The 19,798-nt window shown below is 51.3% G+C and carries 24 protein-coding genes and 1 riboswitch; of the genes, 16 read left to right on the top strand and 8 right to left on the bottom strand.

Annotated features, from left to right (window positions below; genetic code table 11):
• Positions 1–70: 70 nt before the first annotated feature.
• The 4 genes from EDC32_RS07315 (at position 71) to EDC32_RS07300 (ending at position 4,050) form a co-directional block, all read left to right on the top strand.
• Complete coding sequence (locus tag EDC32_RS07315; protein ID WP_132221069.1) at positions 71–1,360, top strand: dihydrolipoamide acetyltransferase family protein; 1,290 nt, start codon at positions 71–73, stop codon at positions 1,358–1,360.
• 1 nt (position 1,361) lies between these two features.
• Positions 1,362–2,783, top strand: coding sequence for a dihydrolipoyl dehydrogenase (lpdA, locus tag EDC32_RS07310; RefSeq protein ID WP_022736996.1), 1,422 nt, complete (start codon positions 1,362–1,364; stop codon positions 2,781–2,783).
• A gap of 381 nt (positions 2,784–3,164) precedes the next feature.
• Entirely contained in the window at positions 3,165–3,632 is a 468-nt protein-coding gene (locus tag EDC32_RS07305) for a hypothetical protein (protein ID WP_106342241.1), read from the top strand.
• Positions 3,633–3,657: 25 nt separating this feature from the next.
• Entirely contained in the window at positions 3,658–4,050 is a 393-nt protein-coding gene (locus EDC32_RS07300) for an acyl-CoA thioesterase (protein WP_246026889.1), read from the top strand.
• A 97-nt stretch (positions 4,051–4,147) separates the two neighbouring features.
• Here EDC32_RS07300 and EDC32_RS07295 read toward each other — a convergent pair whose 3' ends face one another.
• Positions 4,148–4,378: a DUF1128 domain-containing protein gene (locus tag EDC32_RS07295; protein WP_158283269.1), complete on the bottom strand. Its 231-nt coding sequence runs from the start codon at positions 4,376–4,378 to the stop codon at positions 4,148–4,150.
• 102 nt (positions 4,379–4,480) lie between these two features.
• Between EDC32_RS07295 and EDC32_RS07290 the strand changes: the two genes are divergently transcribed.
• Entirely contained in the window at positions 4,481–4,879 is a 399-nt protein-coding gene (locus EDC32_RS07290) for a DUF309 domain-containing protein (RefSeq protein WP_132221065.1), read from the top strand.
• A 39-nt stretch (positions 4,880–4,918) separates the two neighbouring features.
• Here EDC32_RS07290 and EDC32_RS07285 read toward each other — a convergent pair whose 3' ends face one another.
• Positions 4,919–5,497, bottom strand: coding sequence for a YdcF family protein (locus tag EDC32_RS07285; RefSeq protein ID WP_158283268.1), 579 nt, complete (start codon positions 5,495–5,497; stop codon positions 4,919–4,921).
• A gap of 79 nt (positions 5,498–5,576) precedes the next feature.
• Positions 5,577–5,888 carry a hypothetical protein gene (locus EDC32_RS07280; protein ID WP_102993253.1) on the bottom strand — a complete coding sequence of 104 codons (312 nt, stop codon included), beginning with the start codon at positions 5,886–5,888 and terminating at the stop codon, positions 5,577–5,579.
• A 213-nt stretch (positions 5,889–6,101) separates the two neighbouring features.
• Between EDC32_RS07280 and tpx the strand changes: the two genes are divergently transcribed.
• Together tpx and thpR are read left to right on the top strand one after the other, a co-directional pair.
• Entirely contained in the window at positions 6,102–6,623 is a 522-nt protein-coding gene (gene tpx, locus EDC32_RS07275) for a thiol peroxidase (protein WP_022736989.1), read from the top strand.
• A 69-nt stretch (positions 6,624–6,692) separates the two neighbouring features.
• The gene (thpR, locus tag EDC32_RS07270) at positions 6,693–7,286 is read left to right on the top strand and encodes an RNA 2',3'-cyclic phosphodiesterase (RefSeq protein WP_132221061.1); all 594 of its coding nucleotides are present in this window, start codon (positions 6,693–6,695) and stop codon (positions 7,284–7,286) included.
• Positions 7,287–7,314: 28 nt separating this feature from the next.
• Here the strand turns inward: thpR and thiC are convergent, their stop codons facing one another.
• Positions 7,315–9,063 carry a phosphomethylpyrimidine synthase ThiC gene (gene thiC / locus EDC32_RS07265; RefSeq protein ID WP_132221059.1) on the bottom strand — a complete coding sequence of 583 codons (1,749 nt, stop codon included), beginning with the start codon at positions 9,061–9,063 and terminating at the stop codon, positions 7,315–7,317.
• Between the two features lie 285 nt (positions 9,064–9,348).
• A riboswitch (TPP riboswitch) is annotated at positions 9,349–9,462 on the bottom strand.
• 238 nt (positions 9,463–9,700) lie between these two features.
• Between thiC and EDC32_RS07260 the strand changes: the two genes are divergently transcribed.
• Both EDC32_RS07260 and EDC32_RS07255 read left to right on the top strand, forming a co-directional pair.
• Positions 9,701–10,507 (top strand): ABC transporter ATP-binding protein, encoded by an 807-nt coding sequence (locus EDC32_RS07260; RefSeq protein ID WP_132221057.1) that lies wholly within the window; start codon positions 9,701–9,703, stop codon positions 10,505–10,507.
• A gap of 18 nt (positions 10,508–10,525) precedes the next feature.
• Complete coding sequence (locus EDC32_RS07255; RefSeq protein WP_132221055.1) at positions 10,526–11,011, top strand: GNAT family N-acetyltransferase; 486 nt, start codon at positions 10,526–10,528, stop codon at positions 11,009–11,011.
• Between the two features lie 122 nt (positions 11,012–11,133).
• Here EDC32_RS07255 and EDC32_RS07250 read toward each other — a convergent pair whose 3' ends face one another.
• Positions 11,134–11,808, bottom strand: a complete 675-nt coding sequence (locus tag EDC32_RS07250; protein WP_132221053.1) for a site-2 protease family protein — start codon at positions 11,806–11,808, stop codon at positions 11,134–11,136.
• 122 nt (positions 11,809–11,930) lie between these two features.
• Positions 11,931–14,654: an aconitate hydratase AcnA gene (gene acnA, locus EDC32_RS07245; RefSeq protein WP_132221051.1), complete on the bottom strand. Its 2,724-nt coding sequence runs from the start codon at positions 14,652–14,654 to the stop codon at positions 11,931–11,933.
• Positions 14,655–14,967: 313 nt separating this feature from the next.
• On the opposite strand from acnA, the gene EDC32_RS07240 reads away from it, so the two are divergent.
• Both EDC32_RS07240 and EDC32_RS07235 read left to right on the top strand, forming a co-directional pair.
• The gene (locus EDC32_RS07240) at positions 14,968–15,717 is read left to right on the top strand and encodes an IclR family transcriptional regulator (protein WP_132221049.1); all 750 of its coding nucleotides are present in this window, start codon (positions 14,968–14,970) and stop codon (positions 15,715–15,717) included.
• A 132-nt stretch (positions 15,718–15,849) separates the two neighbouring features.
• Positions 15,850–16,203, top strand: coding sequence for a hypothetical protein (locus EDC32_RS07235; RefSeq protein ID WP_132221047.1), 354 nt, complete (start codon positions 15,850–15,852; stop codon positions 16,201–16,203).
• A gap of 117 nt (positions 16,204–16,320) precedes the next feature.
• On the opposite strand, the gene EDC32_RS16720 is transcribed toward EDC32_RS07235, so the two are convergent.
• Both EDC32_RS16720 and EDC32_RS16325 read right to left on the bottom strand, forming a co-directional pair.
• Positions 16,321–16,443 (bottom strand): hypothetical protein, encoded by a 123-nt coding sequence (locus EDC32_RS16720; RefSeq protein ID WP_281275215.1) that lies wholly within the window; start codon positions 16,441–16,443, stop codon positions 16,321–16,323.
• A 64-nt stretch (positions 16,444–16,507) separates the two neighbouring features.
• Positions 16,508–16,810, bottom strand: a complete 303-nt coding sequence (locus EDC32_RS16325; protein WP_158283267.1) for a pyridoxamine 5'-phosphate oxidase family protein — start codon at positions 16,808–16,810, stop codon at positions 16,508–16,510.
• A gap of 31 nt (positions 16,811–16,841) precedes the next feature.
• On the opposite strand from EDC32_RS16325, the gene EDC32_RS16320 reads away from it, so the two are divergent.
• The 5 genes from EDC32_RS16320 (at position 16,842) to queF (ending at position 19,798) form a co-directional block, all read left to right on the top strand.
• Positions 16,842–17,126, top strand: coding sequence for a hypothetical protein (locus tag EDC32_RS16320; protein WP_158283266.1), 285 nt, complete (start codon positions 16,842–16,844; stop codon positions 17,124–17,126).
• A gap of 408 nt (positions 17,127–17,534) precedes the next feature.
• Positions 17,535–18,209: a 7-carboxy-7-deazaguanine synthase QueE gene (locus EDC32_RS07225; RefSeq protein ID WP_132221996.1), complete on the top strand. Its 675-nt coding sequence runs from the start codon at positions 17,535–17,537 to the stop codon at positions 18,207–18,209.
• Positions 18,210–18,215: 6 nt separating this feature from the next.
• Entirely contained in the window at positions 18,216–18,905 is a 690-nt protein-coding gene (queC, locus tag EDC32_RS07220; protein ID WP_132221043.1) for a 7-cyano-7-deazaguanine synthase QueC, read from the top strand.
• A gap of 5 nt (positions 18,906–18,910) precedes the next feature.
• Positions 18,911–19,297, top strand: coding sequence for a 6-pyruvoyl trahydropterin synthase family protein (locus tag EDC32_RS07215; protein WP_132221041.1), 387 nt, complete (start codon positions 18,911–18,913; stop codon positions 19,295–19,297).
• Between the two features lie 12 nt (positions 19,298–19,309).
• Positions 19,310–19,798 (top strand): preQ(1) synthase, encoded by a 489-nt coding sequence (queF, locus tag EDC32_RS07210; RefSeq protein ID WP_022736973.1) that lies wholly within the window; start codon positions 19,310–19,312, stop codon positions 19,796–19,798.

The following is a 19,798-nucleotide window of genomic DNA, read 5'->3' as shown; positions in this document are numbered from 1 at the left end:
TCACCGCCTTCTTTTTCATGACCAGATTGAACAAAACTAGGTAGCTTGAGTCAGATAGGAGGTTGCTCTCGTGGCATACGAATTTCAATTGCCTGATGTTGGTGAAGGAATCCACGAAGGTGAGATAGTAAAGCTTCATGTCAATGTGGGAGACAAAATCGAAGAGTTTGACGTGTTCGCAGAGGTGCAAACCGACAAGGCGGTAGTGGAAATCACTTCACCAGTTACGGGCACGGTTCGTGAACTGAAAGTGAAAGAAGGGGATATTGCCCTCGTTCATTCTACCATCGCTCTGATCGATGTGGAAGGCGCCGAACCGGCTCCGGCAACCGAAGCGCCTGCTAAAGAGGAAGCGGCGCAAGCGGAAAAAGCACCGGCTGAACCGGTTCAAGTAGAGTCGGCCAAAACGGAAGCGCCGGCTAAACGCGGCAATGTGTCGGCGATGCCGTCTGTGCGTAAGCTGGCGCGCGAATTGGGCGTAGATATCACACAAGTGCCCGGAACGGGCAAACATGGACGCATCTTGGCTGAAGATGTGCGCAACTTTGCGGCTGGCGGCAAACAAGCAGCTGCTCCGGCAGAAACCGCTGCTGAAGCGCCTGCGACCAAAGCGGCATCTGGTGTGGCACCGTCCAAAACAGCCATCGAGACCGTCGGCACGGAAGAACGTATCCCATTGCGTGGTATTCGTCGCACCATCGCAACACGCATGGTGGAAAGCAAGCACACTGCACCGCATGTGCACATCATGGATGAATTTGATGTCACCGAACTGGTTGAGTTGCGCAACTGGGGCAAAAGCATCGCGCAAGAGCGCAACATCAAATTGACCTATCTGCCGTTTATCATGAAAGCAGTCGTTGCGGCCCTGCGCGAGTTCCCAACCTTAAATGCTTCGATCGATGATGAAAATCAAGAAATCGTCATTAAGCATTACTACCACATCGGTATGGCTGCGGCGACCGACAATGGCTTGCTGGTGCCAGTGATCAAAGATGTGGATCGCAAATCCATGTTTGACTTGGCGGAAGAAACGGCTGACAAAGCGAGCCGCGCGCGCCAAATGAAGCTGGATGCAAGTGAGATGAAAGGAAGCACCTTCACCATTTCCAGCTTGGGTAATCTGGGGGGCCAATTGTTCACCCCGATTATCAACTATCCGGAAGTGGCCATCTTGGGTGTCGGAGCGATCAAAGAAAAGCCGGTTGTGCATAACGGAGAAATCGTCGTTCGTCCGCAACTGCACGTTTCCTTGGGCTTTGACCACCGCCTGATCGACGGAGATGTCGCTGCCCGGTTCTTAAGCCGTTTGAAACAGCTCTTGGAAAATCCAAAACTCTTGATGATGGAGATGAGATAAGATGGTAGTAGGTGATTTGGCACAAGAAGTAGATGTTCTCGTCATCGGTTCCGGCCCAGGAGGATATGTTGCGGCCATTCGTGCGGCCCAGCTGGGACGTTCCGTAGCGATTGTAGATAAAGATACGGTTGGCGGCGTTTGCCTCAACCGCGGTTGTATCCCTTCCAAAGCGATTATTTCCGCGTCTGAGCGGTATATGGGGATCAAAGAAGCGGGTGAGATGGGCATTGAAGTGTCCGGCGACGTCAACGTGAACATGCCGAAATTGATCGAGTGGAAAAACGGTGTGGTTAAAAAATTGACCGGCGGCGTGAACAGCCTGCTCAAAGGCAACGGAGTGGAGATCATCAGCGGGGAAGCTTATTTCAGCGGACCTAACTCCCTGCGTGTGGTGAGCGAAGATGCTAGCCAAACATATAAGTTTAATGATGTGATCATCGCTACCGGTTCCCGTCCGGCCGAATTGAAAATCCTGCCTTTTGACGGCAAACGGATCCTTTCCTCCACCGAAGCGCTCAACCTGCAAGAAGTACCGAAACGCTTCATCGTGGTGGGTGGCGGCTACATCGGTTTGGAGCTGGGTACCGCTTATGCCAAACTTGGTGCTGAGGTAACGATTCTGGAAGGAACCAAATCGTTGCTGCCGGGCACGGATGAAGCCTTGACCAAAATGGTTACCCGCAAGCTGAAAAAGCTGGGTGTTACCGTGATCACCGAAGCGATGGTGCAAGGTGGGGAAAACACTGGTGACGAAGTTGTTGTCCGCGCAACCGTAAATGGCGAAGAAAAAACATTCTCTGCTGACTATTGCTTGGTTGCCGTCGGCCGCAAACCCAACACCGATGAATTAGGTTTGGAATTCGCGGGAGTAGAGACGGACGAACGCGGCTTCATCAAAATCGACAAACAATGCCGCACTAACGTAGAGCACATTTACGCGATTGGCGATTGCGCAGGTGGTGCACTGTTGGCTCACAAAGCGAGCTATGAAGCGAAAATCGCGGCAGAAGTAATGTGCGGAATGAACAGCGTGATCGATTATCAAGCGATGCCGTTTGTCATTTTCAGCGATCCGGAAATCGCTTATACCGGTCTTACTGAGGCACAAGCCAAGGAGGAAGGGTATGAGCCGGTGGTAAGCCGTTTTGCCTTTGCGGCTAACGGTCGGGCTCTGTCCATGAACCATGCGGACGGCTTCGTGCAAATCGTGGCGGACAAAGAAACCAAGCAAGTCTTGGGTGTGCAAATTGTTGGTCCGGAAGCATCCACTCTGATCGGCGAAGCTGTGTTTGCGGTGGAGATGGGTGCAAACGCCGAAGACATCGCACTGACCATCCATGCTCATCCGACTCTGCCAGAGACGATCATGGAAGCGGCGGAAGGTGTGTTGGGACACGCTATTCATATGGTGAACAAGAAATAACACACACACGCCAAACCAAGCCCCCAACCCGTCTTGGGGGCTTTTTCCTTTGCACATTTGACGAAAATTTAAAAATAATCCCCCGTTCCTCTTATTGGAAAGGTTTTCAGATATAATAATAAAATGAACAGGGAAAAAATTCAGCCTCCCTGTTCGTTTTAACTTAACGCAAATCAACGAAAACAATGAATACATCGGAATGAATAAGCGAAGCGGATATTGAGGCAAAAAGACAGGGCGAATAAAGCGGTTGCCGTCGGCGTCCCTTGCATTTGTCATTTTCATTCATCCGGGGTCGACTTGGCAGCCGCACATTTCATTCGCAAAGAGATGAAGTAAATGGTGACATGGTTTTCGGTTTTATTATAGGGGGCATCCATAATGAAAATGAGGGAATTGATTCCATCGTTGAAGAAGTTGAATATTAAAGTACAATCCATCAGCACAATGGAATTAAATCCTGACCAAATGCATACCGTTTTTCACATCATCAATGAAATCGCAGACCACCAACCTGAGACGGACATGTTGTTGCATGGAGAATGGTCGCGTTATCGGCAAAGCTTTTTGAAGCAACGGCTACTGCATGGTTGGCGCAAGATTCGAATGGCTTTCTACTTGGAGCGTCTGGCGCCGCATGATGCGTATGCGGAGTTGGCCGGCCTATTTGAGGCTTGTTTCCATGAGGAGTACCATGAAGTGGGGTTGGAAATGAACATTTTCACTTTGCGGGCTTTTTTGTGGAACCAAGAACACCTGACAGAAAAGATGGGGGCCCATCGCGACCGGCAAGGATGGGTGGAATTGCTTGATTTGCTGGATGCATTGGAACAGGCCGGATACGAGTGAGAAGCGAGCAGCGGAGGCATGCGATATGAAAACGGCGATTCAAATCGAAGTTCGTCCAACGGAGATTGATGTGATGGGGCATGTGAACAATGCCAAATACCTGGAATACATGGAGTGGAGCCGGGAAGATTGGTACAACCGGGCGGGCTTGCCCTTTGATCTTTTATCGGAACAGAATGTGGGCACAGTCACGGTCAACATCAACATCAATTATCGAAAAGAGGCGAGGTTGGGCCAGAAACTGACCATTAGCACCGAGCCGATCCGCAAAGGGCGCACCAGCTTCGTGCTGAAGCATGAGATTGTGAATGAGCGTGGAGAATTGGTTGCTGATGCAGAAGTGATCAGTTGCACCATCGACTTGATAGAGCGTAAGGCAGTGCCGTTGCCGGATGCCTTGGCGCAATGCTTTGCCTAAAATGAAATAGATGGAATAAACCCCTCTCCCAAACCGGTTAGCGGTTGGAGAGGGGCTTTTCTTAACGGTTCGCGCACCAATGGTGTGAAAAGCGGGGCTATTTGTTTTGTTTCAGATCTCGCAATTCGTCCAAGACGCCTTCGATCTCCATCATGGATAATCGGCCCTGTTTTTTTTCAATCATGCGATAGATGTCTAGCAATTCCTCGTATTGTTCCAGCTTGAAGTCATCCGCGGTGATGATTGCGGCGTTGACGATTTTCAGGCTGTCTTTAATCTTGTTGACGATGTGTTCAAGATTTTCGCGCGTGGCTGTTTCCAAATTCACGTAGACGCCATCCTTTCTGTCGTTCACTTATTATCTATTCTAGCGGAAGCGTGGGCAAAAACATAGGAGCAATTGGCGGTTGCTCCCACGAGAGGTGAACAGATGGCTTATCCGCAATTGTATATTGATTTTCTTTATTATTTTAACGTGGAACAAGATTATTATGAGTGCCATGAAGTGTTGGAAGAGCTTTGGCTGGAGGAAGGACGGGAACGGTTTTACCAAGGGTTGTTGCAAGTGGCTGTCGGTCTGTACCACCAACGCAACGGAAATCTTGGAGGGGCGGTTAAGTTGTGGACGGCAGCGCTGGAAAAGCTGGCGGCGTATCCTGAGGAGTGGATGGGAATTGATATGGCTGCGGTAATAAAAGAGACCGAAGCGCGGTTGGCGGCAATCAAAGAAGGACGTCCTGGCACAGGTGGTTTGATGCAAATCCGCATCGTTGATGAGAGGTTGCGGACCGCAGTAAGACAACGCTCCATGGCGGAGAAAGACGAGTGACGAATGTGGAAAAACGCGGGGATGGAACCCGCGCCAAGCTCACATCCGCAACAGTTTCTGCTTAATTAAGGCTAGGCATTCACGCGCTTTGTGGTAAGGTGTGAACAGCACTTGGGAATGAACCGGTGCAGGAGTGGCGCGTACCCCCGCTTGCCGTGCATAATTGAGGGCGCGGTACATGTGGTAATCATGGGTGATGAGGGCAACTTTTTCCCCTTTTGATTGTTTCAGTAATTCGGCGGAGTATTTCAAGTTTTCCTTGGTGTTGTTGGATCGGTCTTCCAATATGAGGTGGTCAGCATGCACACCGCGTGCGATTAGGTAGCGCTTCATGCCTTCCGCCTCGGTGATCCCGCTCACGCCCAATCCTCCAGATAGCAATAGATAATCCACCCGTTTTTCTTTGTACAGGCGAAGTGCCAGATTTAACCGCTCTTTGAGGGCGGGGCTGGGCTGTTGATCCCAAAGGGCGGCTCCCAGGACAACGGCGATGTGGTGATGCTCTGCACTAGGTTCTGCATGGTCATAACGCGAGACGAGGTTCCACAAAGTGCAAAACGGGAGGAGTAAGACGATGAGCGTAATCACTCCGCCGATCATCCATTTATTGGCCAGCATCTTTTTATCCACTCCTATTTGACATCTGTTGACGGGGAATAGCGAATTGTTGGCCAGGCCGCATCCCTTTCTATTTATTTCATTCAAATGGGCACGAAGACATGAATGAAGGGTGGGGATGATAAATGGAAAATTTGCCGTTTTCCCGATTGAGGTCAATGACCAAGCCATCCATCCACTTGGCATCTTGCGGCAGCCATGCGAACAGGACGCCGTCGATACGTTTGGTCTGAAAGGCAGGTGTGGGTTCGGTCATTTCCAAGGCAAACGTTGGTGCACCGCAACCCGAGGTCAGGGAAATGACCCGGAACGCCAGCGGGGCCGTGCTTTGTTCTTGCCAGATCAGCCATTTCATCTTTGCCAATGCCAATTCGCTCACTTGGATATTCATTCCGGTATCGCTCCCCTTTAGATCACTTTCTTTGTCACTATAGCATGGATGAAGAAGAATGAAAAATGGGGGAGCAACAGGCATGTTCAAAGAAAAAGTGGATATCCTGTAGATGAAATCAAGTGGGGGGGAATCCGCCTGGGGTGGGGGATTTTCCTGATCTCGGCCTCATGGTAAGATGGAGACGAGCCAAAAAAAAGGAGGCTATATACCATGACGATTGAACGCCAAGCAGCAGTGACCTTTAAAGGAAACCCGGTGACCCTGTTGGGACCGGAATTAAAAGTAGGCGACAAAGCGCCGGACTTCACGGTGTTGGCCAATGATCTGAGCCCGGTGACACTGGACAGCAGCAAGGGTTCTGTACGTATCATCAGCGTTGTTCCCTCCGTGGACACGGGCGTGTGCGATATGCAAACACGCCGTTTCAATGAAGAAGCTGCCAAATTGGATGGGGTAAAAGTGCTGACCGTCAGCGTTGATTTGCCATTTGCCCAAAAGCGTTGGTGCGGTGCGGCTGGAGTGGAAAACGTCCAAACCCTGTCTGATCATCGGGACCTCTCTTTTGGTACCGCATACGGTGTAGCGATTAAAGAACTGCGCCTGTTGGCTCGCGCAGTATTTGTCGTTGACCGCAACGATCAGATCGTGTATGTGGAATATGTACCAGAGGTGACCAATCATCCTGATTATGAGGCGCCTGTGTTGGCGGCTAAAAAAGCATTAAATGCATAATCTACATATGCACCCAAAGTCCAGCTACCCGCATAGCTGGGCTTTGCTTTTAAAAAGGAGGGAAGAGAGATGAAGGAAGCATCCACTGAGCGGTATTTTGTGGCTTTGCCCATCCCGGCGGCGCAACGAGCCGGATTGAAGGCGTGGGTATGCGAAAAGAAGGAAGAATGGCCGTTTACCAAATGGGTGCACGAGGCGGATTATCATCTAACCCTTCAATTTTTGGGAGATGTTGCGGCGGAGCAACTAAATCAAGTCAAAGAAGCGTTAACGCTGTTGGCACAGGAAACCGTTCCGTTTCGGCTGGCAATGGAGGGGATCGGAACGTTCGGGCGTCCAGATCGCCCTCAGATTTTATGGGTAGGTGCAACGGGTGAGCTGGAGCGCTTGCATGCTCTGCAATCATTGGTGACAGCCAGGATGCGTCCACTCGGCTTTAAGCCCGATGATCGTCCATACCGCCCACACATCACCTTGGCCCGCAAATATCGACAAAGTCGGTTTCCCTATGATCGACTGAACGAAATAAGCTTGTCTCCAGAGATTGAACAGCCTTGGTTGGTAGAAGGCGTGGTCTTGTACCGCTCCCACTTGGGTCGCATCCCCATGTATGAGGCAATCGGCTGGTATCCATTTAAACATAACAAAGAAGAAACGCCGTAGTCAGCGTTTCTTCTTTGTTGTTGGCAGGTTATTGGTATAAAGAGGAACCTTTCTCTTTAAATTCCTCCGCTTTTTCCTTCAAGCCTACTTCCGCTGCTTCGGCCAGACTTAACCCGTTTTGCTCGGCATATTCGCGAATATCTTGTGTAATTCGCATGCTGCAGAACTTGGGGCCGCACATGGAGCAGAAATGGGCTGTCTTGGCCGGTTCCGCTGGCAAGGTTTCATCATGGTATTCCTGCGCCCGTACGGGATCGAGCGAGAGGTTGAACTGATCGCGCCAGCGGAACTCAAACCGCGCTTTGGACAAGGCATCGTCCCGTTTTTGGGCGCCAGGGTGGCCTTTCGCCAGATCGGCGGCATGAGCGGCGATTTTGTACGCGATTACCCCTTCTTTGACGTCTTCTTTATTAGGTAATCCCAGATGCTCTTTCGGGGTGACATAACAAAGCATGGCGGTCCCGAACCAACCGATCATTGCCGCGCCGATGGCTGAAGTGATGTGATCGTAGCCTGGCGCGATGTCAGTCGTCAATGGGCCCAGGGTGTAGAAGGGAGCTTCTTGGCACACTTCTTGTTGAATGTCTACATTTTCTTTGATTTTATGCATCGGCACGTGGCCAGGCCCTTCAATCATCACTTGCACATCGTATTCCCAAGCGATCTTGGTCAGTTCACCCAAGGTATACAGTTCAGCCATCTGCGCCTCATCATTGGCATCTGCAATCGATCCAGGACGCAATCCATCTCCGAGAGAAACGGAAATATCATAGCTCCGCAGGATCTCGCAGATTTCCCGGAAATGCGTGTACAAGAAGTTTTCCTGGTGATGGGCGAGACACCAAGCTGCCATAATCGAACCGCCGCGAGATACAATACCTGTTGTACGGTTGGCAGTGAGCGGAATGTATCGCAACAATACACCCGCATGAATGGTGAAATAGTCAACACCTTGCTCGGCTTGTTCAATCAGCGTGTCGCGGTACATTTCCCAAGTGAGCTTGGCCGGATCGCCACCAGCTTTTTCAAGTGCTTGGTAAGTAGGTACGGTGCCCACTGGTACGGGTGAGTTGCGGATGATCCATTCCCGGGTGTTGTGGATGTTTTTCCCTGTGGACAGATCCATGATCGTGTCAGCACCCCACAGGGTAGCCCAAGTCATTTTTTCCACTTCTTCTTCAATGGAAGAAGTTACGGCGGAGTTACCGATGTTGGCATTGATTTTGACGTGAAAATTTTTGCCGATAATCATTGGTTCCGCTTCTGGATGGTTGATGTTGCTCGGGATAATAGCGCGTCCGCTGGCCACTTCTTCCCGAACGAATTCAGGCGTCACATTTTCACGGATAGCGATGAATTCCATTTCCGGCGTGATGATGCCCTTACGCGCGTAGTGCATCTGGGTTACGCTTCGGCCAGGGAGCGCGCGCAATGGGCGTGAACCCGTTTGGGGAAAGGTGCGTAAGAGATTTGCTTTTTCCTCGGATTTGAACCCATTGTCGATCGGTTGCACCTTGCGGCCTTCGTATTCCTCCACATCCCCGCGTTCCAGAATCCATTGCCGCCGCAGTTTGGGCAAACCTTGCTCCAAATTGATTGAAGCGTCTGGATCGGTGTACGGGCCGCTGGTATCGTAGACGCGCACCGGTTCATTTGGGGTTTCTCCCTGAGCATGGGTGGTCGGAGACAATTGGATCTCCCGCATTGGCACCTGAATGTCCGGGCGTGAACCGGGTACATATACCTTGCGGCTATTGGGAAAAAAATATCGTTCCATATCACAACACTCCTTGCGCTCTTGTTCGGACGGTCATATGGACAGGAGTTTGGCGCGCAGGGGCAAACAGAGGCGATGGTCGGGGTGATTAGAAATGGCGGCGCGTGCAAGCGCAACCGATATGTGCGGTGTGTCGATGCGCCGTGAGGAGAATACGGTGGTGTGTATGTGTGCATAGAAAAAGCCATACGCCCAGCGCGTATGACTTGAATGGTCAAAGTGTGAAGGAGCGCATCATAGCAGAAAATCCGTCGACAAGTGTCTTGTTCGACAAGGTTCCGCAATGAAGCGGTTCCAACCCATCCCTACGCTGGCATTACCCAGATCAGGTTAACCGGTCGGCGGCAGAGTGCTCCGCCCTCTCAGCCTGGCTTACTCCAAGCTCCCGTCTTTCACATATGAAGGTGTCCAGAATTTAAAGTATCATGACAATAATTTTCTGTCAACAAAGAATAGGTATGCCGTTCACATATTTGTCATTATTTTGCGAAAAAAGCGGGTTGGTGCCTGATTTTATCAAGCTATACTTAAATTGTAAGTAGTTGGAGAGTGAAATTTATTCTGAGATTAGAACATTAACATACACAATCATACATGGAATTTCAGCGTAATTGGGTTAGGAAGGGATGGGTGAATCATGCGGATTGAATGGTCTCATATCAGAAAATGTTATGAAATATCTGATGCACGGACCCGCCCAGCTCGGAACCAAATGAAGAACATCGGCTTACTTGATTTTTCAGCATCAGTCAGTGAAGGGATCACAGTGGTTCTAGGGCCACGGGGAGCGGGCAAGTCCACTTTGCTCCGAGTGACAGCGACAGTGATGGTACCGGATGACGGCAATGTGCTGTATCAACTGACAGACAAAGAAATGGTAGAATGGTCGCGGGGATGCTTGATGGCATCGGGAATATCCAGTGTGTCGCCGCTCAAACAAATCATTAGCTATATACCGCATGCTAAGCAACTTGACAATGATATGACCGTGGAACAGTCGCTGATCTTGCAAGCGCGTAGCAAGCGGGTGTTGCGGTCTCGCAAACGGGCGATGGAATTGCTGACGCGTTGGGGATTGGCCGGTGTGCGCCATACACCGTTGTACCAACTGCGCGGTGGGGCGCTGAAGCGCTTTTTATTGGCGCACGGATTGATCGGCAAGCCGCGCATATGGATTTTGGATGAGCCTACAGAGGGGTTGGACCCATTGGGGCGGGCTTTGTTGTGGCAAGAATTGCGGCACCCGTCCAAAGACCGGATTACGCTGATCGCCACAGAACGGGATATGGCCTTGGCTGAACTGGCTGATCAATTGATTTTGATGGAATGTGGCCAATGCCGGCGTCACGGCAAGCGCAAATGGCTGACTGCTGGCGTTAAGGAAGGCACGGTTAGTGCATGGTATCGGACGATGCAGACTTTTTCCTATCAACAAGAACGATAACGGGATGAGGGAACCAGTATGACAGAATTGGAATTAAGGCTGGCAGAGACGGATGAGGAAAGACAGTGGCTGGAGGCGTTATGGCAAAAGGAATGGGGTGGAACAACGATGATCACCCGCGGCCGTAGCACCGCTTTGGCGGATGTACAGGCAGTGATCGCCTACAGTGGCGGGGAACCCGTGGGAGCGGTTACTTGGCGCATGGACGAACAAGATGCCGAACTGATGAGCCTCAATGCCTTGCGGGAAGGCCAAGGCATCGGTGGGGCGTTGCTGGCGCGCGCTGAGCAGGAAGTGAAAGCCATGGGAACGACGCGCCTGTACCTGATCACTACCAATGATAATCTGCATGCGCTTGCTTTTTATCAAAAACGGGGCTATCGGTTGGTGCGCCTGTTTCCAGGGGCTGTCGATGCCGCACGCCGGATGAAGCCGACCATTCCGGTCATCGGGTACCATGGGATTCCTTTGCGTGATGAGTTAGAGTTGGCGAAGGCATGGTGACGGCGAATATGCAAGGTATGGCAACGCCCCCTCTTGACGGTGTGCGTGAAGGGGGGGTGCCTTTTTGACTGGAGACGTGTCTCGCGCAAGAAAGCAAGCTGGATTTCCATAGCGAAGGTTGTTCACATGAACAGCAATGAGAGGAGATTACTCATCGCCTCGATGGTCATGGGGATCGCATAGTTGAACATTGGTCCAAAGACAAATTGGCCAAGCGGTGTGATGGCCAAGATAAGGAATACAAAGATGCCCCACTGTTCATATTGTCCCATCTTGGCTCGTAGGCGGGGAGAGACCAAGTCTTCCACTATGCGATAGCCATCCAGCGGTGGGAACGGATAGAGATTGAAGAAGAACAACAACACATTGATATGGACAATGGTCCCAAACAAGGTGTTGACGATATAACCGGCTTGCGAAGATATTCCATCCATTAAGCCAGCGGCGGTGGCTACCATCCAGAGCGCCATGGTGACCAAGGCGACAAGAAGATTGCTGAATGGGCCCGCAAAGGTGACGAGAATGCTGTACAGTCGCGGTCGACGAAAGTGACGGCGGTCGACCAAGACGGGTCTGGCCCAACCGAAATGGAAGAAGATAAAGAATAATGTTCCCATCAGATCGAGATGGGCGGTTGGATTCAGAGTCAGGCGTCCATCGTTTCGGGGGGTTGGGTCCCCGAAGCGGGTCGCTACAAAAGCGTGAGCGAACTCATGCACGGTTAACCCGATCAATACCGCTGTCAGCAAAAACGGCAGTTGATTGAGCGTGGCTGAGAAATAAGACAAAAAATCCATGGTTATCACCTGTCATCTCAAATGGATTGCATATAGAAAAGCAGTGCCATGTTGGCACTGCTTTTATCATAGCATTTGTATCATCTCAACGCGATTCCCAAATGGATCGCGAAACTCCATGGTTATGCTTTGCTCTCTTCTTGGTTGGCCAGGATTTGGCGCAATACTGTTTGCAAAATGCCGCCATTGCGGTAATACTCAATATCCACAACACTGTCCAGGCGCACAGTTACATCAAATTGGACAGAAGAGCCATCTGGTTTGGTTGCGGTCACAGTGAGCGTTTGACCTGGAGTCACTTCGTCGTTCAAGCCGGCGATATCAATTTTCTCTGTGCCGTCAAGGCCGAGCGATTGCCAATTAGCTCCGTTGGCAAACTGTAACGGCAACACGCCCATGCCGACGAGGTTGCTGCGGTGGATCCGCTCAAAGCTTTCCGCGATGACAGCTTTTACCCCGAGCAAGTTGGTCCCTTTGGCGGCCCAGTCACGAGAAGAGCCAGTACCGTATTCTTTGCCCGCGATGACGACCAATGGGGTGCCTGATTTTTTGTATTCCATCGCTGCATCGTAGATGGACATCACTTGTTGGGATGGCACATGTTTGGTTACGCCACCTTCTGAACCCGGCACCATTTGGTTGCGAATGCGGATGTTGGCGAAGGTTCCACGTGTCATTACCCGGTCATTACCACGACGGGAGCCGTACGAGTTGAAGTCTTTGACAGCCACGCCTTTATCTTGCAAGTAGCGTCCAGCTGGGCTGGTCGGAGCGATGCTACCGGCGGGAGAAATATGGTCGGTGGTCACGGAATCGTTGAGCAGCGCCAGGATGTGCGCACCCGTGATCGGCTTGATTTCTTCCACATCGGCGGACATGTCGACAAAGAATGGAGGCTCTTGGATATAAGTTGAATCTTGATCCCATTCATACAGCACGCCTTTGGGGGTTGGCAGCTGGTTCCAACGTTCGTTGGCGTCAAAGACTTGCGCGTATTGTTTGCGGAACTGCTCGGCGCTGATTGCGGAGTTCATCACTTGACTGATCTCGTGCGAACTTGGCCAGATGTCTTTCAGATAGATGGCTTCACCCGCATCATTGTGGCCAATGGGCTCCGTAGCGAAGTCGATGTTCACCGTTCCCGCGAGCGCGTAAGCAACTACCAGTGGTGGGGATGCCAGATAGTTGGCTTTGACCAGCGGATGAATCCGTCCTTCAAAGTTCCGGTTTCCGGACAGGACTGATGCCACAGTTAAGTCGTTTTCTTCAATCGCTTTGCTCACTTCATCAGACAGCGGACCGCTGTTGCCGATGCAAGTGGCGCAACCGTAACCAGCGACAGTGAAGCCCAATTTGGCCAATGGTTCGATCAAACCGGCCTTTTCGAGGTAATCGGTTACCACTTTGGAACCAGGTGTCAAACTGCTTTTGACGAATGGTTTAACAGTGAGTCCTTTTTCAACCGCTTTTTTCGCTACCAAGCCGGCGCCAACCATTACGGACGGGTTGGAGGTGTTGGTACAGCTGGTAATCGCTGCGATCACAACTGCGCCTTGATCCAATTGATAGGAGGAACCGTCCGGCAGGCTGACTTGCGCTGATTTGGCGCATTCTTCTTCGCTCAAGCCGAAGCCGCGTTGATCGATAGGCTTGCGCAATGTTTCATTCCAAGCTTCTTTCATAGCGGTAAGTTCAATGCGGTCTTGCGGGCGTTTTGGTCCGGACAAGCTGGGGACGACGGTGCTGAGATCCAGTTCAACGGTGTCGGTGAAGACTGGGTCTGGCGTATCGTCGGTACGGAACAAGCCTTGTGCTTGGTAATATTCTTTCACCAAGGTGACCAATTCTTCATCCCGGCCAGTGTTGCGGAGGTAGTTCAACGCTTCGTCGTCGACGGGGAAGAAGCCGATGGTCGCACCATACTCAGGAGCCATGTTGGCGACGGTGGCCCGGTCTGCCAGGCTGAGATTGGAAAGTCCCGGTCCGTAGAACTCGACAAACTTGCCGACGACTCCTTTTTTACGCAGCATTTCGGTTACGGTGAGTGCCAAGTCAGTGGCGGTGGCACCATCTGGCAATTGTCCGGTCAGTTTGAAACCGATGACTTCCGGAGTGATGAAGTACAGCGGTTGTCCCAACATACAAGCTTCTGCTTCGATTCCGCCTACACCCCAACCGACGACGCCCAAGCCGTTGATCATCGTCGTATGGGAGTCGGTTCCGACAAGGGAATCAGGGAAAACGACAGTTTCACCGTCGACTTCGCGGGTAGCTGCTACATTGGCTAAGTATTCCAAGTTGACCTGATGCACGATCCCGGTTGCCGGCGGTACGGCGCGGAAATTGTCAAGCGATTCAGCTGCCCATCTGAGCAGGCGGTAACGTTCTTCGTTGCGCTCAAACTCCAAATTCATGTTGTACTCAAGTGCGTCTTGGGTTCCCGCTTTGTCAACCATAACAGAGTGGTCGATCACCAGGTCAACCGGAATAAGCGGATTAATGCGTTCTGGGTCGCCGCCGACGCGCGCCATAGCCGAACGGAGCGCGGCCAAGTCCACCACGGCCGGAACACCGGTGAAGTCTTGCAATACAATGCGGGCAGGCTTAAATGCGATCTCTTTGTCGGAGCGCTTGTCAGCCCAAGTGGCCAATTGTTCGATATGTTCTTTGGTTACAGCTTTGCCGTCGTATTGACGCACGGCTGCTTCCAGCAACACTTTGATGGAGAAAGGCAAGCGGGAGACAGGGCCAATCCCTTGCTCTTCCAATCCGTTCAGACGATAGTAAACATACTCTTGCTCCCCGACTTTCAGTTTGGAACGAACGTGAAACAGGTCGTTTGTCATCGTGGAACCTCCTTTTAGCGAACGCAAAATGATATAGGTCAGTTTCATCTAGTGAAACCCGGTTTCTAATTTCGTTTTCATTATACAATGGTTTTGAAAAGTTGTATAGAGTGCTTTCATTGAAAAATCGCGGAATCTTTGTGCAAGCGGCGGGCGTTCTTTCTTTTCAAAAGGTCGGAATGCAGTATTCACAAGGGTTTTCGTAATCATCCTGCCTGTTTGAGGAGTCTTAAACATGCTTGTAGGTTTATCCCGCGTTTTTGGTATAATGGGTGAAAAGTTGTTTCGTAGAGTGAAACCGGAGGGGTAAACGGTGAGTGATGAGAAAAAGTCAACCGTGCGTGCGGCGGAACGGGCTTTGGATATCCTTCTCTGCTTTGTGGATGAAGGGAGCTTGGGCATGATGGAGATCGCCGAGCGTACCGGATTGAATAAAAGCACAGTATTTCGCTTGCTGGCGACGCTGGAAGGTAAGGGATTTGTGAAGCGGGATTCGGAGACGGACAAGTATCAGCTCGGTTTCCGCGTGTGGGAACTGGCTACTAGCCTCAACCAATCAGACGAACCGGCCGTTCTGTTTTTACCGGAGATGGAACGATTGCGAGATGAGTTGGATGAGACGGTTAGCCTGTATTACCGTATCGGCAAAGAGCGAGTCCGTGTCCAGGCGATTGAAAGCAAACAAGCCATTCGCCGCGTGGCGCCGGTCGGGGCGCGGTTGCCATTGTATGTGGGGGCTTCCAGCAAAGTGCTGATGGCTTATGCCAGTGAGGAAGAGCTTCAGGAGTTGCTGGCAGATCCCGATTGGCCTGACAATGTCAGCAAGGAAGTATATTTGGAACAATTGCAGCGCATCCACGACGACGGCTACGCCATCAGCGTTGAAGAGCGGGAAGCGGGAACCGCGGCGGTCAGTGTGCCTGTATTTTCACGGCAAGGGAGATTGGTGGCGGCGCTGGCGGTGTCCGGCCCTGTTTCCCGCATGAATGTCAAGAAAATGGTACAGTGTGTGCCCAGTCTCAAAGAGTCAGCCCAGCGGATGGGCAAGTTGGTGCGTGAGTGAGGCCCCTAAAAAACACAAAGGGGCCTCACTCACTTGTGACAGTGTGGTGAGGGTTCGTAAAATGTGGGAAGAGAGGCGCTTCGTTTGTGATATAAAAACTAGAGAGCAAAAGGGAAAGGGGAGCATGGCGTTATGAAAGTGGCGGCAATGGGATGCTTTTTGGGGTTTGTCTTCACTTTTCTGTTCACTTTGTACAGGTCCCAAGTGGAAAAAGCGAAACATGGGAAACTTCCTTCCTTGAGCAGGGCCAAATACCGTAAAATGTATGTCTCATCTTTTGTGTTTCTTGGTATTTTCATTATCGCGCTGCTAGCGGCCAAAGGGATGGGTGACGGCAAAGCAATACCGACTGTTTCTGATCCACCCACTTCCCAGTCAGAAATCGACGCAAATGGGACGTCGTCGAGCGACGATCTGGAGGATGACGACAAGCATGATAAAGATGAGTATAAAAAGAAGCGCAAGCATGACAACGATGATGACTGAGGCGGACAGCCCCATGGGCTTGGCGTGATTGCGGTAAAAATAAAAGAAGAACGCCTGCAAAGCGGCGTTCCTGTCATTGTTACAGCTCGACTTCAAACCGGTTTAACAGGATTTGTTTTATGCGTTGGCACTGTTGCTGGTGCCATTCATCACGATGATTTGATCCAAGGCGAAATTGATCACTACAGCTTCATCGTCGGTAAAAGTCCATGTATACATATCATCGGTCGTTTTTGCCACCTGACTCCCTCTCTTTTTCAGTCTGTTCAAGGAAATTGGCAGTTAGCCATGCCGGTCAAGATTTTTACAGGTCATCTCGCTGGGTACGACTGCCGTAGCAAAGTGCTTCCGGTGCTGCGGTGGCTTCGGCGAGATCGGTGATGGGAGCGACGTTTCCAAACAACATGACGCCGGTGTAAGACGTGCCGGTCTCGGCCGGGACAGTGGACACGACGATGGTTTTGTACTCTTGGGCTAAAGTGAAACAGAGCGGGCTGGTGGCGGTGCTTAGCGCATCTGCTTTCCGCCCGCTTTTGCTTCCATGAAAATAAATCGCATCTTGATTACCAGACATCGTTGAACGGAACGACGTAAGTCCCTTCCGCATCGACGAGGCCCAAGTAGTTGACGCGGGTGGAATGAAGCAGTTGCCGCACCCGCTCTTTGTCATGCAAACGTTTGGTTTTGTGGAGGATCGGGCGTCTCGGGTTCCTTTGGCTGAACAACTGGCGCGGCAAGTGGTTGCTGCCAGCCGCTCAAGCCAGTTGCCGGCTGGGTCTGAACTACCCATGGTGCGCGCATGGGAACGGCGATTGCAAGTGTGCGGCGAAATGGTGCATTTGAGCAGCCCCGCCCGTGTGCCGGGATGTTTCCCCCGTCTGGTATTTCCACCCCGCCAGAGGAAGAGAGCGCCCACGTGTTGAAGCAAGTGGCAAGTCGGGCAGTAGAAGCTTCATGGCAAATGGAGCAGTAAGACCCTTTTGGACTGTTGCCGCCGCTCCGATCCAAGATTCAGGGTTTGTTAACGGGCAGAGGATTCAAGGTGGGGAAACAATGGATGTCTTCCGGTTGTACCATTGGTGTTAGATGCGGTCACAACGATACGGGTATTGTTTGCTTAATGTATGAGAGAGATCGTTACGGCCTTCTGTGTTTCTTTTTTGACATTGCCAATCATCTTCCTATTGCTAAGAGGGAAGCCCTTTTGCTAGCATGGCTAGTAGGTGTTTTTCATAGCGGCGACCGGAGTGTGTTGCCCCATTTTGTTGTAAAAGAGAAGAGGTGCATTTGTGCCACAAGCGCATCAAACGATAGATGAAGTGAAACTACCCATGGTCGAACTGTTTGAGACCGTAGAGGGGGAAGGGACACAGGCTGGGTATCCGACGACGTTTGTGCGGGTGTTCAACTGCAACCTGCGCTGTACGTGGTGTGATACGCCTTACAGTTATGCGCCGGCCAAGCCGGAATTTTTCGCTACCATCGCTGAGATTGTGGCAGAAGTGAAAAGGTACGGTCACCCCCGTATTTGCTTGACGGGCGGGGAGCCGCTCATCCACGGGGAGAAGTCACTTATGCTCATTGAGGCGTTGGCACAGCTGGAAGAAGTGGCGGACATCCACATTGAGACCAATGGCGCCATTCATTTGGCTCCGTTTCATGCTTGGCGGGAAGCCAATCCCGAGCGGGGGCAAAAGGTTCGGTTTGTCCTTGACTATAAACTGCCAGCCAGCGGGGAACAGGAGAAGATGATCGAGGAGAACTTCACTTTTTTGCGTGATACGGACGAAGTGAAGTTTGTCATCGCCGACGATACGGATTTTGATGTGGCGGTTGAAGTAGTGAGACAGCGGATGAAACGGGGCGTCCCACTGTTCAGTCCGGTGTGGGAAAGCATGCCACCAGCCCGCTTGGTCGAGCGGATGTTAGCAGAGCGTTTGACGCAAGTGAAGTTGAATTTGCAATTGCATAAAGTGATTTGGGACCCAAATGCTAGAGGAGTGTGAGCAGGAATGAGCAAAAAAGCGGTCATCGTGTTGAGCGGGGGGTTAGACAGCACCACTTGCATGGGGATAGCCTTGGCAGAAGGGTATGAGTTGTACCCCATCACATTTCATTACAACCAACGCCATGACAAAGAAGTGGAGCATGCCCGCAAAGTTGCGGCACACTATGGGGTGGCTGAACGCCACAAAGTGGTGGATGTTTCCTTCCTCGGCCAAATCGGTGGCAGCAGCCTGACCGACACGGCGATGGAAGTGCCCACGGAGGGAGTGGGTGAGGGGATTCCGTCTACCTATGTGCCTGCCCGCAATTTAATCTTCTTGTCGTTGGCGACGGCTTATGCGGAAGTGATCGGTGCGCAAGTGCTGTACACCGGCGTCACGGCCGTGGATTATAGCGGCTATCCCGATTGTCGTCCGGAATTTATCAAATCGATGGAAGAAACCATTAACCTGGCCACCAAGCTGGGCGTCACCTCGGATGAGAAATTGCGAATCGCGACGCCGCTCATTTCGCTGACCAAAGGTGAAATCATCGCACGAGGCCTGGAGCTGGGCGTCCCATATGAATTGACCACCTCCTGCTACCAAGGGGAAGAGGAGGCTTGCGGGGAGTGTGACAGCTGTCTCTTGCGATTGAAGGGCTTCAAGGAGAACGGCGTACAAGATCCTATCCCATATAAAACGAAGATCGGGTGAGAATCATGCCTGGGAAATATACGTTGGTCAAGCACTTTTGGATTTCTTGTGCCCATCGCGTGCCTGGTGCGGGCAAGTGCGATCGGTTGCACGGGCACAATTACAAAATCACTTTTTGCGTAGAGGGGACGCAATTGGATGAACAGCAGATGTTGATCGACTTTCGTCAAGTAAAACATGCCATCGAGAAGAAATACGATCATAATCTGTTAAATGAATTTCCTGAGTTCGACCCCGCGCAAGGGGGACATGCCCCGACCACGGAGAAAGTGGCGGAAGTGTTCTTTTTAACGATTGAGGAATTATGCGAGCAAAAATCCAACCGCCCCATTGTGAAATGGGTGGAAGTAGAAGAAACCAATGAAGCGTTTGCCCGTTATGAAAGGGTGTAAGGAGGCAACTAGATGAGTGAGAAGCGACAGGAGCTCCAGCTCCATGCTCTCGGAGCTAAAACTGATTATGTGTTCCAATACAATCCGGATGTGTTGGAAACCTTCGACAACAAGCATCCGGGCACGGATTATTTCGTGAAATTCAACTGCCCGGAATTCACCAGCTTGTGCCCTATTACCAACCAGCCGGATTTCGCCACGATTTATATTAGTTACGTGCCGGACCAGAAGCTGGTTGAAAGCAAATCGCTTAAGCTGTATCTGTTCAGTTATCGCAACCATGGAGACTTTCATGAAAATTGTATTGTGACGATCATGAAAGACTTGATTGAGAAAATGGACCCCAAATATATTGAGGTGTGGGGGAAATTCCTGCCGCGCGGCGGGATCAGCATTGACCCGTATGCCAATTACGGCAAACCGGGTACGCGGTGGGAGCGGATTGCCGAACAGCGATTGGCGCAACATGATCTCTATCCGGAACGCGTGGATAACCGATGA

It is taken from the genome of Laceyella sacchari (assembly GCF_004343255.1).
Classification (GTDB): domain Bacteria; phylum Bacillota; class Bacilli; order Thermoactinomycetales; family Thermoactinomycetaceae; genus Laceyella; species Laceyella sacchari.
Note: the sequence above shows the minus strand (reverse complement) of the source record. Positions and strands in the feature narration are given on the sequence as shown.